The 15,722-nt window shown below is 32.6% G+C and carries 16 protein-coding genes; 6 read left to right on the top strand and 10 right to left on the bottom strand.

Features of this window, described 5'->3' with window-relative positions:
* Nucleotides 1-18: 18 nt before the first annotated feature.
* The 3 genes from AC4FQ3_RS04550 to murQ all read right to left on the bottom strand — a co-directional run bounded on the left by AC4FQ3_RS04550 (nt 19) and on the right by murQ (nt 1,951).
* Nucleotides 19-591, bottom strand: a complete 573-nt coding sequence (locus AC4FQ3_RS04550; protein ID WP_491181041.1) for a pentapeptide repeat-containing protein — start codon at nt 589-591, stop codon at nt 19-21.
* A gap of 88 nt (nt 592-679) precedes the next feature.
* Nucleotides 680-901 carry a DUF6095 family protein gene (locus AC4FQ3_RS04545; RefSeq protein WP_042564154.1) on the bottom strand — a complete coding sequence of 74 codons (222 nt, stop codon included), beginning with the start codon at nt 899-901 and terminating at the stop codon, nt 680-682.
* 237 nt (nt 902-1,138) lie between these two features.
* The gene (gene murQ, locus AC4FQ3_RS04540; protein WP_463461633.1) at nt 1,139-1,951 is read right to left on the bottom strand and encodes an N-acetylmuramic acid 6-phosphate etherase; all 813 of its coding nucleotides are present in this window, start codon (nt 1,949-1,951) and stop codon (nt 1,139-1,141) included.
* Nucleotides 1,952-2,129: 178 nt separating this feature from the next.
* Between murQ and AC4FQ3_RS04535 the strand changes: the two genes are divergently transcribed.
* Nucleotides 2,130-3,272 (top strand): helix-turn-helix domain-containing protein, encoded by a 1,143-nt coding sequence (locus AC4FQ3_RS04535; RefSeq protein ID WP_491181040.1) that lies wholly within the window; start codon nt 2,130-2,132, stop codon nt 3,270-3,272.
* A 156-nt stretch (nt 3,273-3,428) separates the two neighbouring features.
* Entirely contained in the window at nt 3,429-5,816 is a 2,388-nt protein-coding gene (locus tag AC4FQ3_RS04530) for a TonB-dependent receptor (protein WP_491181039.1), read from the top strand.
* Nucleotides 5,817-6,000: 184 nt separating this feature from the next.
* On the opposite strand, the gene AC4FQ3_RS04525 is transcribed toward AC4FQ3_RS04530, so the two are convergent.
* On the bottom strand, nt 6,001-6,669 hold the full coding sequence (locus AC4FQ3_RS04525) for a ZIP family metal transporter (protein WP_491181038.1): 669 nt from the start codon (nt 6,667-6,669) through the stop codon (nt 6,001-6,003).
* 89 nt (nt 6,670-6,758) lie between these two features.
* Complete coding sequence (locus AC4FQ3_RS04520) at nt 6,759-7,523, bottom strand: class I SAM-dependent methyltransferase (protein WP_042564159.1); 765 nt, start codon at nt 7,521-7,523, stop codon at nt 6,759-6,761.
* A 131-nt stretch (nt 7,524-7,654) separates the two neighbouring features.
* Here AC4FQ3_RS04520 and AC4FQ3_RS04515 point away from each other — a divergent pair, with 131 nt between their 5' ends.
* From AC4FQ3_RS04515 to AC4FQ3_RS04505, 3 genes are all read left to right on the top strand, one after another.
* A complete protein-coding gene (locus AC4FQ3_RS04515; RefSeq protein WP_491181037.1) occupies nt 7,655-8,818 on the top strand; it encodes a THUMP domain-containing class I SAM-dependent RNA methyltransferase in 1,164 nt (387 codons plus the stop codon).
* A gap of 92 nt (nt 8,819-8,910) precedes the next feature.
* Entirely contained in the window at nt 8,911-9,147 is a 237-nt protein-coding gene (locus AC4FQ3_RS04510) for a hypothetical protein (protein ID WP_042564161.1), read from the top strand.
* A 193-nt stretch (nt 9,148-9,340) separates the two neighbouring features.
* Nucleotides 9,341-10,033 (top strand): aspartate/glutamate racemase family protein, encoded by a 693-nt coding sequence (locus tag AC4FQ3_RS04505; RefSeq protein WP_491181036.1) that lies wholly within the window; start codon nt 9,341-9,343, stop codon nt 10,031-10,033.
* Nucleotides 10,034-10,118: 85 nt separating this feature from the next.
* On the opposite strand, the gene AC4FQ3_RS04500 is transcribed toward AC4FQ3_RS04505, so the two are convergent.
* The 3 genes from AC4FQ3_RS04500 to rlmD are packed head-to-tail and all read right to left on the bottom strand — an operon-like array spanning nt 10,119 to nt 12,860.
* Nucleotides 10,119-10,928: a DUF6048 family protein gene (locus AC4FQ3_RS04500; RefSeq protein ID WP_491181035.1), complete on the bottom strand. Its 810-nt coding sequence runs from the start codon at nt 10,926-10,928 to the stop codon at nt 10,119-10,121.
* Nucleotides 10,900-11,436, bottom strand: a complete 537-nt coding sequence (locus AC4FQ3_RS04495) for a DUF6452 family protein (RefSeq protein ID WP_073393528.1) — start codon at nt 11,434-11,436, stop codon at nt 10,900-10,902. Before AC4FQ3_RS04495 ends, AC4FQ3_RS04500 begins: the two co-directional genes overlap by 29 nt.
* Before the next feature lie 11 nt (nt 11,437-11,447).
* Entirely contained in the window at nt 11,448-12,860 is a 1,413-nt protein-coding gene (gene rlmD / locus AC4FQ3_RS04490) for a 23S rRNA (uracil(1939)-C(5))-methyltransferase RlmD (RefSeq protein WP_042564165.1), read from the bottom strand.
* Nucleotides 12,861-13,192: 332 nt separating this feature from the next.
* Between rlmD and AC4FQ3_RS04485 the strand changes: the two genes are divergently transcribed.
* On the top strand, nt 13,193-14,068 hold the full coding sequence (locus tag AC4FQ3_RS04485; protein ID WP_242607187.1) for a sensor histidine kinase: 876 nt from the start codon (nt 13,193-13,195) through the stop codon (nt 14,066-14,068).
* Here AC4FQ3_RS04485 and AC4FQ3_RS04480 read toward each other — a convergent pair.
* Both AC4FQ3_RS04480 and AC4FQ3_RS04475 read right to left on the bottom strand, forming a co-directional pair.
* The gene (locus AC4FQ3_RS04480) at nt 14,065-14,511 is read right to left on the bottom strand and encodes a hypothetical protein (RefSeq protein WP_073393534.1); all 447 of its coding nucleotides are present in this window, start codon (nt 14,509-14,511) and stop codon (nt 14,065-14,067) included. The genes AC4FQ3_RS04485 and AC4FQ3_RS04480 overlap by 4 nt on opposite strands.
* A 139-nt stretch (nt 14,512-14,650) precedes the next feature.
* Nucleotides 14,651-15,637, bottom strand: coding sequence for an aldo/keto reductase (locus tag AC4FQ3_RS04475; RefSeq protein ID WP_491181034.1), 987 nt, complete (start codon nt 15,635-15,637; stop codon nt 14,651-14,653).
* Nucleotides 15,638-15,722 lie beyond the last annotated feature (85 nt).

The raw sequence follows: 15,722 nt of genomic DNA, 5'->3' as shown, positions 1-15,722 counted from the left end.
GGCATAACTCAACGTTAATTAAACAATCTTAATATCATATTTATCCAAAAGCCCCACAATTCCATCATTAGAAAATTGCGCTTTTCTCATCGGATTAAATTCCGGATCTATTTTATAATTATAGGCAGTTTTAAAATTCACCGCAGCCAATTGTGTATCGTTAAAAATAGCACCTTCCAGATTACAATTATCAAAAATCGAACTTGTTAAATTGGTGCCGATAAAAGTTACTTCTCTAATAGAACAATTTATAAACTTGGTTTTAGGCATTTTTTTATTCGAAAAAATAGCATAATCCAAAGTGCATTCTTCAAAATAAACCTGAAACAAAAAATCATCACATTCGTTAAAAGCGATTCCAAGAAGTTTACAATTTTTGAAAGTCACATTCTTTAAACTCGTGCTGAATAAACTTGTCATAGACAAATTACAATCAATGAATTCACAGTCTAAAAAAGTGTTATAACCAAAATTACTGTTTGAGAAATCACAGTTTTTAAATACACAATCTTCAAACTCCCGATTGTTTATTTTTTTGTCGATGTAAACGACTTTCTCGAATGTTTTCTGAATGTGAATTAGGCTTTCCATCTGTATCTGGTAATTATAATATTTGAAATTGTAGTAGCGATAAACCGGACAGGTTTTTAAAACCTGTCCGGTTTACTGATATGTAAAATTAGTCATTAAACAAACCCTTCATAATAATTTTCAATCCATAAAAAATCAAAAACATAGCACTTAAACAAGCTACAATTCCAATTCCTAAAACCAGATAATGCCAGTTTGTATGCTGATTCTGAAAAGCATTATATATTAAGGAAGGTCCAATAAATAATAGCGGCAATGAACCTGATAGATATTTAATTCCTTTTCCCAGTAATTCTTTATTTGTTGCCATTTTTTAATTTTTGTTTTGAAAAGTTTCAGGTTTCAGGTTTTTTTAGTTTCAGGTTTTACTTTGCGAAATCTTTGTCAAAGTTCTAAACTTTGACAAAGATCGACATCAACTTTGCGATCTTAAAAAACTTTTTTTAACTCAAAGCTTTGTGATCTCTGCGAATCCCGATTGCTATCGGGATTGCGAACTTTGCGGTAAAAATCATGCAGTTAAGCAAACATTCTAGATAAAACCTTTTTACTTATTATAATTATCAACAGCATTCCTAACACTGCCATATTTTTTCAATAATTTAGAACCTTCTTCATATGAAACCGGAATTTCTCCCATAATCATTTTTACGCCACGATCTACCAATTTGATGTTACTCAATTGCATATCGACCATTTTATTTCCTTTTACTTTTCCAAGCTGAATCATGGCTGCAGTCGAAATCATATTTAGAACCAATTTCTGAGCAGTTCCGGCTTTCATTCTCGAACTTCCGGTAACGAATTCAGGACCAACCACAACTTCAACAGGAAACTGAGCCGTTAAAGCCAGCGGACTTCCCGCATTATTGGTAATACATCCCGTAAGGATATTATTTTGATTGCAAGTTTCTAAACCACCAATAACATAAGGCGTTGTTCCAGAAGCAGCGATCCCGATAACGACGTCATTTGCGCCAATATTATTAGCCTGTAAATCAATCCAGGCTTGAGTTGCATTGTCTTCGGCATTTTCTACAGCACGACGAATTGCGGTGTCGCCACCGGCAATAATTCCGTTTACCAAATCAAACGGAACACCAAAAGTTGGCGGACATTCTGAAGCATCAACAACGCCTAAACGCCCTGAAGTTCCAGCTCCGATGTAAAAAATTCTTCCTCCTAATTTTAATTTAGCAACAACTTGAGCCACTAAAGCTTCGATTTGAGGAATTGCTTTTTCAACCGCATTTGGAACGGTTTTGTCTTCATTATTAATATTAATAAGCAATTCATGAACCGACATTTTTTCTAAATGTTCGTATTTTGATGCTTGTTCTGTGGTTTTTATAAACGTCATTTTTTGTCGAAATAGTTATCCTCCAAAATTAAACTTTTTTATTCCAAATCAGGAAAAAGTACAAGCCAAACTCATAAAGATTTTTAATCTTTTTTTGTTGACTTTTCTTTTGAGGAAACTAGTTTTAGAATCTTGTTAAAAGAACTAAAATATTATATTTGTTAATTAATAAAAGAGAATGGATAAATTAGATTTTCTGCAAGGGATTGGTAAGATCTCTGTTTTTGTTTCTTTACTGCTGGCCTTTTTTTTATTAACGGTTAAAACCGAAAATAAATTGGCGAACAGATTATTTGCCTGGTTCTTTATTTTCTCGGCTGTCGATCTCAGTGGATTTTTTATTACTACTGTAACGAGAACTCAATTAAATTGGGAGATTTTCAGGTCAACTGCATGTTTATTCGGAATGCCTTTGTTTTATCTTTTTGTACTAGCGGTTTGTTATTCTGATTTTAGATTACAATGGAAACATTTAGTGCATTTACTGCCCTTTATAGTTGTCAATTTAGTTTTTATTCCAGGAATTTATTTAAACCTTGACACAGATAAAGATACTTTTCTTTCAAGGTTTAATCAATTGCCTGAGATTTATTTTATCCAGATTTTAATTGAATTTCAATATATATTTTACATTGTCAGCGTATTTTTGATCTTAAAAAAATATCGTGATATCTATTTAGAAAATTACGCAAATCCGAGTGCAGCAACTTATAAATGGCTTTTTCAGATTACTTGTGTGTTTCTTACTGCACATTCAATTGTGGCATTAAAAAATGTATTGCGTTACAGCGGATTTAGGGAAATATTTGTTTGGGCAAATGTACTTGTAGGAAGTATCGCTTTGTTTATAACCTGTTGGTTTATAATGAAAGCGCTCAATCATCCAGAACTTTTTAGAGGAGTTAATTCTAAACTAAAACTAACAAAAGAGATTCTGCCGGAAGTTGATGATAAATCTGTTTCAACAAATGTTCAGGATGATTTGATTACGGGTCAAATTTCGACATTGAAACAGTATATGGTTGAGAAAGAGCCTTTTCTCGATCCTTCGCTTACAATTCAGGAATTGGCCAATCAAATTGATATTCCGGTTCGGGATTTATCTGTTTTGATTAATCATAAAATGGATCAGCACTTTTTTGATTTTGTGAATGAATATCGCATTCAAAAAGCAATGAATATTTTGAAAGATGAGTCTAAAAATCAGCTTACGGTTTTAGAAATTTTATATGAAGTAGGTTTTAACTCCAAATCTTCGTTTAATACTTCTTTTAAAAAATACACGAATTTAACGCCGACAGCTTACCGAAACGCTTCATAATAAAGGTTTTGTAAAAAGTCGTACGTCACACGCAATAAAGTCGAACCAAATTCTTCAATAGAAAATGGTTCGACTTTTTTTTGTCGGTCGATTCCGGAAAATTTCTAAGGCAACTTTGCTTCAAATTAATCGAAACAAGTTTAAAAATTAGAAATCATGAAAAAAGCAAACCTCCTTATCTTTTTATTATTGCCATTCTTTTGTATAGCACAATCAACATTTAAATTAAAAGGAAAAATAGCAAGCGAAATAACTCCATTAGAATGGGCAGATGTTTCAATCTTAAATTCAGAAGAAAAAATTGTTGACGGAACAACAACGAAACAAGATGGAACTTTTGAAATCAATCTTAAAAAAGGTTCTTATAAAATAGGCGTTAGTCTTTTGGGATTTACAGATTATGAAAAAGAAATTTCGATAGAAAATAATACTGATTTAGGAACTATCATTTTGAAAGAGAACGCCACCACTTTAGGTGAAGTTGTCGTTCAATCCAAAAAGAAAACGATCGAACAAAAAACAGATCGTTTGGTTTATAATCTTGAAAATAATGTTACTACGGTTGGCGGAGATGCGTTAAGTGCTATTAACACCGCGCCTGGCGTTGTGGTGCAGAATAACACGATCAATATATTAGGAAAAGGAACTTCGCGAGTTATGATTGATGGAAGAATTATTGAACTAACAGGCGAAGAACTGAATAGTTTTTTAAAATCGATATCGGCAAGTGATATTAAGAATATTGAAATTATCAGCAATCCGCCGGCAAAATATGACGCTGAAGGAACTGGCGGACTGATTAATATTATTATGAAAAAAGGAGTTCGTGATTCCTGGAAAAATACGACGACAGTTTCTTACGATCAAAACAAATTTGGTGTTTCTACTTTAAGAGATAATTTCTTTTACAATAAAAACAAGTTTAGATTTTCTTCCAGCGTAAATGCAAAAACGGGTTATATAAATGCTACTGACGATTTAAAGATATATTTTCCTGACGGACTTTCGCATATGAAAAGTGTAACGAAGGTAAAAACGGAAAACCTTTCCGGAAAATTGGCTTTAGATTATGACCTTTCTGAGCGTACTACGATTGGTTTTCAATATTTGAATGACAGAAACAATCCTGATTTTAAATCGGATATTTCGATTCATAACTATAATACTCAAAATCAATTGGACAAAATTACGTTGAATAAAAGTAATACCGATAGAGGATCAGGAAATCAAACTTATAACGCACATTTGATCACTAAACTAGATTCTTTGAAACGAAAATTGTCTGTTGATGTGGATTATTTTAATTACGATTCAAAATTCGACAGAAATTTTATAGCTAATAATTATACACCAGATATGATATTTACAGATGTAAATCAGGCGGGAAGAAATATTTCGAATCAGGATATTGATAACTGGAGTTTTAAGGCCGATATGGAACATCCGCTTCAAACGATCAATTTGTCTTACGGTGCCAAAATGAGTTTTACAAATAGTATTAGCGATATACTTTATTACAATACAATTACAGGAACACCGGAACTTGATCCTAACCAATCCAACCGATTTAAGTATACCGAAAATAATCAGGCAGTTTATGTTAATGCAGATAAAAAAATCAATGAGAAATGGAATTTTCAATTGGGATTGAGATTGGAAAATACTCAAACTACAGGATTTTCTGAAACGCTGAATCAGGAAACAGAGAATAATTATTTGAAATTGTTTCCAACATTTTATGCTTCTTACAAGAAAAATGAAAATAATACATTCAGTTTAAATTATGGAAAACGAATTAACAGACCTCGTTTTGATTTATTGAATCCGTTTAGAATTTACATTAGTAGTAATAGTTATTCTGAAGGAAATCCGTTTTTGAAACCTTCTTTTAGTGATAATTTTGAGTTTGCGCATTCGTATAAAGAAATCCTGAGAACAAGTGTTTTTGTTAATTCTGTTACAAATGGTTACGGTGTTTTATTTACTTCAAATCCGGAAACAAATACACAAATTGTAACACGTGAGAATTATTTTAAAAATTTGAGTTACGGAGTTGGAGAGAGTTATTCGGCAACTTTTGCAGATTGGTGGTCAAGCGAAAATTCATTATACTTTTTAGGGGCAAAAACTGAATTTATTAAAGATATCGATGCAACGCCATCAAATAGTTTACAAATTGATTTTTCGACAAATAATACTTTTATATTAGGGAAAACTACAAAGCTGCAAATTGACTTTGCGTACAGCACACCTTTTAAAAGTGGTTTATATGAAATAGGATATACGTCTAGCTTTGATATTGGTTTTAAACAGGATTTGTTTAATAAAACGATGCAAATTGCATTCTTGGCAAATGATATTTTTAATACGTCTTATTTAAAAGATTTTACTTCGGTTGTAAATGGCGTAAAACAGGTTTACAGTCAAACGGAAAGTAATAGATTCGTACGTTTATCAGTGGTTTATAATTTCGGGAATAAAAAGATAAATGTGAAGGAGAGAGCTTTTGGAAATCAGGAGGAGAAAAAGAGAACTGGAAACTAATTAGATAATTAGTCAATTAGAAAATTGAATTATGAAAATGGATGCACTGGATGTTCTTTTGTTTTGTTGCGTGAGGGATAGGAGCAAATTACCGAAGTAATGCGGATAGCCCGACCGAATTTGCGAAAGGCGCTCATAAGCGGCTTGTTAAATAGCGCCTTTTGTGAATTTGGTCACGCCCTAATTATAATAAAAATGCAAGTAAAATTCCCAGAACAATCATGGAAACTTTGGCGATATTGAATTTATGTCCTTCGCTGCTTTCAAAAATAATTGTTGACGAAATATGGAATAAAATACCAATTACAATGGCTGTAATTTCAGTATAATAGTGATTTAAAACGGGTAAATATTCTGAAGCAATTGTACCAAGCGGCGTCATAATGGCGAAAGTAATCATAAAAGCAAAAATGGCTTTTTTGTTTAAACCTGCGTTGATGAAAAACGTGGTTAAAATCACGGCAATTGGCAAATGATGAATCGCAATTCCAACCGCTAAACCATGATGATGGCTTACCGGAAAACCTTCAAGAAAAGCATGGATACACAGACTTATAAACAGGAGCCACGGAATTTGTGACATTTGTGCATGCCCGTGAACGTGTCCGTGTTCTGCACCTTTTGAAAAAAACTCCAGAATGATCTGAAATAAAATCCCAATCATAATAAATAAACCAATATTGTGATTGTGAGATTCGTAAACTTCAGGTAATAAATGCATTACGGTTAACGATAATAAAAAAGAACCACTAAATGCCAATAATAGTTTTAGATTGGTTTTGTTTTTTGGTTTTAAAAACAAAGCCACAGCATAGCCCAGAAGTACAGAAAATAAGGGTAATAAATAGTTCATCTTTATTGTTTAATCGTTGATTCGTTTAATCGGTTAATTGTTTTTTTGCTTAGCGATTAAACGGTTAAACAATTAAACGATTCACCAATTTATTTAAAAATCATGATTAATCGTTCGCTTTCGGTTTTGTGGAATTTTTTGAGTTTGTAGTCTCCAAAAATATCCAATAGAAAAATTCCGGCTTCAGCCATTAATTCTTCAAAATCTTTTAGGGTTAAAGCTTTTACTTTTTCGGTAAAATGGTATTTTCTGCCTTGATCTTCAAAATCTATTTCCTTAAAAATATGACCGTCCTGAACATATCTTTTTATTTTAAAATCGATGTCTTCAACAGTTTTAGTTTCTTCTGGTACCAGGGTTTCAATTACCTGATTAACATTCATGAAATCAATTACAGCAAAGCCATATTCTGATAAACTTTCCTTAATGGCTTTTAAGGTCGTTAGATTGTCATCGTCACTTTCGAAATAACCAAAACTGGTAAACAGATTAAAAATTGCGTCGAATTTTTCTTCAAAAGGTTCGCGCATATCGTGCACTTTAAAATGCAGGGTTTCGTTGCTATTTTTATTGGCTTCGGCAATACTGTTTTCAGATAAATCTGCTCCTAAAACATTAAAACCTAGTTGGTTTAAATAAATAGAATGACGCCCTTTTCCGCAAGCTAAATCAAGAACTTTTGCTTTTTCGGGCAAGTTTAAATAATGCGTTAGATTATCCATAAAAATCTGCGCTTCTCTGTAATTTCGGTCTTTATAAAGAATGTGATAATACGGAGTATCAAACCATGATGTAAACCAGTTTTCGGTGTTACGCTCCTGATTTGGTGTTGATGAGTTTGGTGCTTCAGACATTTATTCTATTTCAATTAATTCAAAGTCCGGCAAATTTAGTGTATTTTTGCCGAAAAATAACTATTTCGTGACGATACCTGAATAATCAGATGTGTGTATGCGATCGGAGTTTTTTTTAAACAAAAATAAAGATGGAAGAAAATTTTAGAATGATAGCCAAATGTTTTTTTGGTTTTGAGGAAATATTAGAAAAAGAATTGCGTGATCTTGGTGCGCAGGATGTCGAGAAAGGGGTAAGGATGGTGAGTTTTAAAGGTGATAAAGGTTTTATGTACAAAGCCAATTTATCGCTAAGAACAGCACTTAAAGTTTTAAAACCAATTTACTCATTTAGAGCTAATAATGAACAGGCATTATATAAAGGAATTTCGGGCGTAAACTGGTCTAAGCTATTAAACGCCAACCAAACTTTTGTAATTGATGCTACAGTGCATTCTACTTATTTTAATCACTCAGAATTCGTTTCTCAAAAATGTAAAGATGCAATTGTGGATCAGTTTAGAGAAAGAACGGGACAACGCCCAAGTATTGATAAAGCTTTTCCGGATTTAAGAATTAACGTTCATATCGATAAAGATCAGGTTTCGGTGGCTTTGGATACCTCAGGAAATTCATTGCACCAGCGTGGTTACAGAACGGCTACGAATATTGCGCCAATCAACGAAGTTTTGGCAGCAGGAATTTTGTTATTATCGGGTTGGGAAGGACAAAGTCACTTTTTAGACCCAATGTGCGGATCTGGAACTTTTCTTGCAGAAGCTGCTATGATCGCTTGTAATATTCCGGCAAATATCAACAGAAAAGAATTTGCCTTCGAAAAATGGAAAGACTGGGATAATGATTTATTCGATCAGATTGTAAACAGTTTAATGAAAAAAACAAAAGAGTTTCATTATACTATTAAAGGTTTTGATAAAGCTCCGAGTGCTGTTAACAAAGCCAAAGACAATATCAAAAATGCGAATCTTGACGATTACGTTACGATTTCTGAAGATAACTTTTTTGATACTGAAAAAGCTGTTGAAGGAAAATTGCATATGGTTTTCAACCCTCCTTATGATGAGCGTCTGGATATTCATATGGAAGAATTCTACAAAAATATTGGTGATACTTTAAAGAAAAGTTATCCGGGGACAAATGCCTGGTTTATCACGGCAAATCTTGAAGCATTAAAATTTGTAGGTTTAAAGCCATCAAGAAAAATCAAACTTTTTAACGCAAGTCTTGAAGCCCGTTTGGTAAAATACGAAATGTACGAAGGAAGTAAGAGAACGAAGTTTCAGATTAATGAATAAATAGGTACAAAGAGATAGAGGTTCAAAGCGACAAAGGTTTTTTCTTTGCACCTTTGTACCTCTGTAACTTTGAACCTTTAAAAGAAAAAAAAATGTCAAAACTACAAGTAAGAGCTTTTTTATATCAATTAGGATGTTTCGCGATTTTATTTATTTTAGGTCGCTTTTTGGTCGCAACGTATACACAATTAACCGGACTTTGGATTCCGATGACGGCTTTTATTGTGGCAACTTTGATTTCGCCTAAATTTCAGGCGGTAAAAACCAAAGACGGTGAAAAGCTTTTCATGAAATGGATTTTTATAAAAGGAATTAGAGAAATAGGTTAATTTAGTTAGCCACAAAGGATTATAAAGATTTTTTTTTCACGCAGATTCTGCTTAAATAGATCAATTCTAAAGTTCACAAAGCTTTGCGGACTTTGATTGTGTAAACACAACTTAAATCTTAGTGAACTCTGCGAAAAACCTTTGCGTTCTCTGCGTTAAAAATAATTAAGGAATATTTAAAAAATAGTTATTTATGAAGATAATTGGACTTATAGGCGGAATTAGCTGGGTTTCTACAGCTGATTATTACAAACTTATAAATCAGGGAATAAATGAGAAAATAGGAGATTTAAACTTCTCAGAATGTTTGCTTTATTCTTTCAATTATGCTGATATAAAAAAGAATAACGAAAACAACGATTGGGATTCGACTTTTAAGATGCTTTTAAAAGGCAGCCAGTTTTTAAAAGCAGGTGGAGCAGAAGCCATTATTTTATGTGCTAATACCATGCATTTAATTGCTGATAAACTTGAAGAAGCCATCAATTTACCAATTATTCATATTGCTACAGAAACAGCGAAAGAAATTCAGAAGCAAAATCTTAAAAAAGTGGGTTTATTGGGAACCAAATTTACAATGGAACTGGATTTTTTTAAAGATAAGCTTGTTGCTCAGGGAATTGAAGCTATTATTCCGGAAAGTGAAAATGATAAAGATTTTATTCACACCACCATTTTTGAAGAATTAGGAAAAGGACTTGTAACTCCCGAAACCAAAAAACGTTATCTGGAAATTGCAAACGAATTAATAAAAAGAGGAGCTGAGGGTATTATTTTAGGATGTACCGAAATTCCGCTAGTGATTTTACCTGAAGATGTTGATGTTCCTGTTTTTGATACAACTCTGATTCATTCAAAAGCCGCAGTTGAATTTCAATTGTCTTAATTAAAAAATATAAAATTTAAAAGCCACTAATTCACGAATTAAATAATCAATTCGTGAATTCGTGGCTTTTATTTATTTATGAAAATTATTTCTTTGGACTGCTTTTTTGAATTTCAGGTATAATTACTTTTTTCTTATAAAGCGGAATAAAGTAAGAAACAGTATAGTTAAAACCAATTCCGAAATTACCGTCATACGTTCTGTTGAAACCTGGAATATACAGATTATCAAAACCATCAGGTGTTTTATTGGCTACCAAAAGCTTTAACTGAACAGAGAAACCTACGAATACATTATTAAAAACTTTTGCTTTTAAACCTGCTGTAACTTCAAGCCATCCTGCTGTTAAGCCGTCAAATTTTTGTCCCGCAGCAATTGCAGGTTCTTCACCCCAATAAGGATTTGCGTTGTAAATTTTATAACTGTTCAATTGTTGGCTAAAGGTACTAAAACCACCACGTAAACCTATGCTTATGATGTTTTCCATATCAAGCCAGTTTTGGTATAGGTTATAATCAAAACCACCTTTAATATATGTCCCTGTTGCGGTAGAGTTTAATCTGTCGTCATCTGTAGTTTTATCTTCAAAACCAAGTTCTGCTGCTATATAGTATTTTTTTGTTAAACGAAAATCACCTACAATTTCAATTCCTTTATAATCTTTATCATATAAACCACGGGTTAGTTTATACAAATCGACACCCACGCGCAAACCATAGCGATTTGTTTTTGGAGGAATAACAGTATCAGTTTTTGCTTCCTGAATTACTGGTTTTGTAGCAGCTTTTGATTTTTCCTGAACGATTTTTTTTGTTGCTGTAGAATCTTGGGCGTTGACCAAAAACATTGAAAGCAATAAGCAAATACTAAAAGTATACTTTAATGTGTGTTTCATCTTCGTATTCAATGTTAAGATTTATTGGGGCGATATTTTGCATCCATAAACCATCACTGGTAGGATCTGTTTGTTCGTAAGGTGTTTGAGTATCCAGTTTAAAAATAGTTTTAAAACCACAAGCTCTTGATACATACACATTTTGCCTGGTATAATTAAATTTTAATTTATCAGTATTAACCAAATCTGCATTTGTATTATCTGAATTTAAAATAAAACTATAAGTGACTGTATCTTCATCTGTTTTTAATGGAATACCAATAGAATCACCGCTGGTAATGTACTTTTCGTCATCAAGGGCACTTTTATTGAAAACGATTCCTTCCGTCTGTCCGTCGCCAATTACTTTTAATCTTGTTACTTTTTTCTTTACAGTTGGATTATTAATATCGTAAAACGAAATTATTAATCGGGGAGTGGTTGGGGTATTTGCGTCACAAATATCATCCTTCTCGCAACCTGATAATCCAAAAGCAAAGAGTAATAAAAATGAGATTATTTTTTTCATTTATAATTTAGTTATCGAAGTTCTAAAAGTACAACATTTTCAACATGATGCGTTTGCGGGAACATATCAACCGGACGAACACGGGTTACTTTGTATTTTTCATCCATTAGAGCTAAATCGCGTGCTTGTGTAGCCGAGTTACAGCTTACGTAAACTACTTTTTTAGGAGCAATTTTTAAGATTTGATCAATAACGTCTTTGTGCATTCCATCTCTTGGCGGATCTGTAATAATAACGTCAGGTTTTCCATGCTGTGCGATAAAAGCTTCATTGAAAACTACTTTCATGTCACCAACAAAAAACTCACAATTTGTAATATTATTGCGTTCTGCATTTGCTTTAGCATCCAAGATTGCTTCCGGAACACTTTCTACGCCAATTACTTTTTTTGCTTTTTTAGAAACGAACTGAGCAATAGTTCCTGTTCCTGTATATAAGTCATAAACAGTTTCGTCGCCTGTAAGTCCGGCAAAGTCGCGTGTAATTTTATACAGTTCATAAGCCTGATCAGAATTGGTTTGATAAAATGATTTAGCATTGATGCTAAATTTTAAACCTTCCATTTCTTCCAGAATATAATCTCTTCCTTTGTATAATTTTATATCCTGATCGTAAATAGTATCATTTTGCTTCGAATTTACGACATATTGCAATGAAGTAATTTGCGGAAATTTCTCGTATAAATGATCCAGAATAAGTTCACGATTTTTCTTGTCATTTTCAAAAAACTGAATCAAAACCATGATTTCTCCCGTTGAAGCAGTACGAATCATAAAAGTTCTTAATAAACCTGATTGTTCTCTTGGGTTAAAAAATGCCAGATTATGTTCGTTGGCAAAATCCCGAATTTCGTTTCTGATCGCATTTGAAGGATCTTCCTGCAAATAACATTTTTGGATATCAAGGATTTTATCCCACATTTTCGGAATATGAAATCCCAGTGCATTTCTGTTTCCTAAATCTTCTGTACTTCCAATTTCTTTTTCGGTTAACCAACGAGCGTTAGAAAACGAAAATTCCATTTTATTTCTGTAGAAAAACTGTTTTTCTGAACCTAAAATAGTTTCAAATTCAGGAAGTTCAACTTTTCCAATACGTTGTAAGTGATTTTTTACTTCATTTTGTTTATAATACAACTGTTGGCTGTATTTCATGTTTTGCCATTTACAACCTCCACAAACTCCAAAATGATCGCAAATAGGTTCAATGCGATGTTCTGATAATTCATGAAATTTTACGGCTTTACCTTCGTAATAAGCCTTTCTTTTTTTGAAAGTTTGTACGTCAACCACATCTCCCGGCACGACATTCGGAATAAAGATTACTTTTCCGTCAGGAGCTTTCGCAACTGAAACTCCTTTTGCTCCGGCATCAAGAACCGGAATTTGATGAAAGACAACTTTGTCTGTATTTTTTCTTCCCATAGCGCAAAAATAAGGGTTTGTAAACTTTTACAAATTTAATTTTCAAAATATTTTACCAATTTTATCAATTTATTGAGTTTAATAACGTTTAAAAGGTAACTTTGCCTTTGCAACAATCCCCAAATGCTGCATTTTTAACCTATTTGTATTGTTTTTTTATGAAGTTGTACCACAAGCTTTCACAAATTAGCTTTTTAAAAAAGAGTTATGCCTTCAAATTTTTATTTGTTGCGTTTATTGGTATACATATTCCTCTAATCGGAATTTTGTTTTTTGTCCTTTATTATAATAGTGCTATCTCTCCAACTTCTATTTTAGTTTTTTCTTTGATAATGACTTTGTTGGCTACTTTAATAACATTGTTGATTTTGAATCAATTGATAAAACCTATAGCAATTGCATCAAAATCTTTGAACGATTACAGAAACAATCGAAGATTATCTGTTTTACCAACCGGATATTCTGATGAAGCGGGATTGTTAATGTGTAATATTCAGGAATCTATTTATGAAGCCGAAAGTTTTATCAACGAAAAACAGGATCTGATTTATATGCTTTCGCATGATTTGAAAAACTTTGCAGGAAATCCGCAAGGTCTGGCAAAATTAATTATTGAGGAAAATCCATCACAATCTGTAAAAGATATGGCTGCTTTAATTTGCGAATCGACCGATTTGCAATTTAGATATATCGAAAACTTTATAAAGCTATTAAATGAACAAGATCAGGTTGTAAGATTGAATCAGGAATTAAAAACGATTATTTTTCCGAATATTTTGCCCTTTATTAATGAACAGGTTGAGCAGCGTTTGCTGGATAAAAATATAAAATTAAGTCTGAGTGTAGAATTGGAAGAAGCTAAACTTAGAATTGATGAAGGTTTATTGGTTCAGGTTTTGGTTAACTTAATAAGTAATGCTATTAAGTTTTCTTATTTTGATAGTGAAATTAAAGTAAGAATGTACATTGAAAATGACCAGTTGATCATTACTGTTACTGATAACGGAATTGGTTTTGATAAAAATCAAATTAATGAATTGTTTAAGAAATTTACCAAAATGAGCCGATTAGGAACTGCAAAAGAAACTTCAACCGGAATTGGTTTGTATTTATGCAAAAAAATAATCGAAAGAAACCAAGGTGAATTAACCGCTGCCAGCGAAGGAAAAAATAAAGGAGCTGAATTTAAAATTGTATTTGAAATTTAGTTTTTCCTCCTTTTTATAATTTCGTAATTGATAATTGTAAAAAAATAAAAACAAGAATCGGCTGTAATTTTTCCCAGAATAATTCCGAAGAAATAATTTCCGCATAAAATCGGCATCCAATACATACAAAAAGGGCGAACTACCAAAAAGTCCAGAAATGCAGGATACCCAAATTCTAAGGCCAGGTTTTTTATAAGAGATATAACATCTTTTAATGTTGTGGTTTTTTCTAAAATCTTATTTTGCCTCGCTAATTTCCTGTATGAAGTAAAGATTATTACACCATAAAAAGCAAAATATTCTGCAAACGTAATCAAATATGCAGTTGTTAATCCGCTATAAATTTTACTGAAAAGTGATGTTAAAAGTGCAGCACTTGTACTGGCTAATTCAGCATATTTATACCGGTTAAACCATTCTTTAAAATTTGATTTTGTAAGCATTTCGAAAAAAAGATTCTAAGATTCTAAGTTGCTAAGGTACTAAGATTACTTTTGAAAAGCTGATGTTTCTCATTCCAGCAAAATTATATAAGAAAAAAACTTAGCATCTTAGCAACTTAGAACCTCAGAACCTTTAATGTTACCATAAATGATGAACGGAAGGTTTTATATATTCTTCATAAATAGCGTTCATAGCCGAAATTTTTTCAGCAGTTAATTTTGGCTGATCATAAACTGATAAATTAGACAAAACATGACTTGTTTTTGAAGCTCCAGGAATAATACAGCTAATATCTTCAAAACCTAAAATCCATTGCAAGGCATACGGTGCCAGATTTTCAGCTTCGGGAAATAATGCTTTTAATTCCTGAACCGCTTTTAAACCTAAATCATAATCAATTCCAGAAAAAGTTTCACCTTTATCAAAGGCTTCTCCGTTCCGATTAAAATTACGATGATCATCTGCTTCAAAAGTTGTTTTTGCATCAAATTTGCCTGTTAAAAGTCCGCTTGCTAAAGGAACTCTGGCAATAATTCCAATATCTTTTTTTCTGGCTTCTGAGAAAAATAATTGCGACGGACGCTGACGAAATAAATTAAAAATAATCTGAACCGTTGTAACATTCGAATATTCAATTGCTTTCAAAGCTTCTTCGACTTTTTCGACGCTTACGCCAAGATTTAAAATCTTGCCCTGATCTTTTAAACGATCAAACATTTCGAAAATCTCAGGTCGATAATAAACTTCGGTAGGAGGACAGTGTAGCTGAATCAGATCTAGTGTTTCCAATCCCATTCTTTTTAAACTGTCTTCAACATATTTCTGAAGCACTTTTGGCTGATAACCTTCATTTACATGCGGATTAATTTGTCGCCCACATTTTGTAGCGACATATATACGCTCAGATCTTGAACGAACGACACGCCCAACGGCAGTTTCGCTCAATCCATTTTCGTAAACATCGGCAGTATCAATAAAATTGACACCATTATCAATTGCTGTATTCAAAAGTTCGTCTGCTGTTTTATTATCAAACGGAGATCCCCATTTCCCTCCAACTTGCCAGGTGCCAAGTGAGATTTCTGATATATTGAAGTTTGTTTTTCCTAGTTTTCTGTAGTTCATTTCTTTAAGGTTCAGAGGTTTATAGTAGCAAAGGTTCAAAGGTTTTTTGTAGAGGCGCACAGCAGTGCGTCTTTTTTGCCCACAG

The organism is Flavobacterium sp. AK-345 (genome assembly GCF_058310175.1).
Note: the sequence above shows the minus strand (reverse complement) of the source record. Positions and strands in the feature narration are given on the sequence as shown.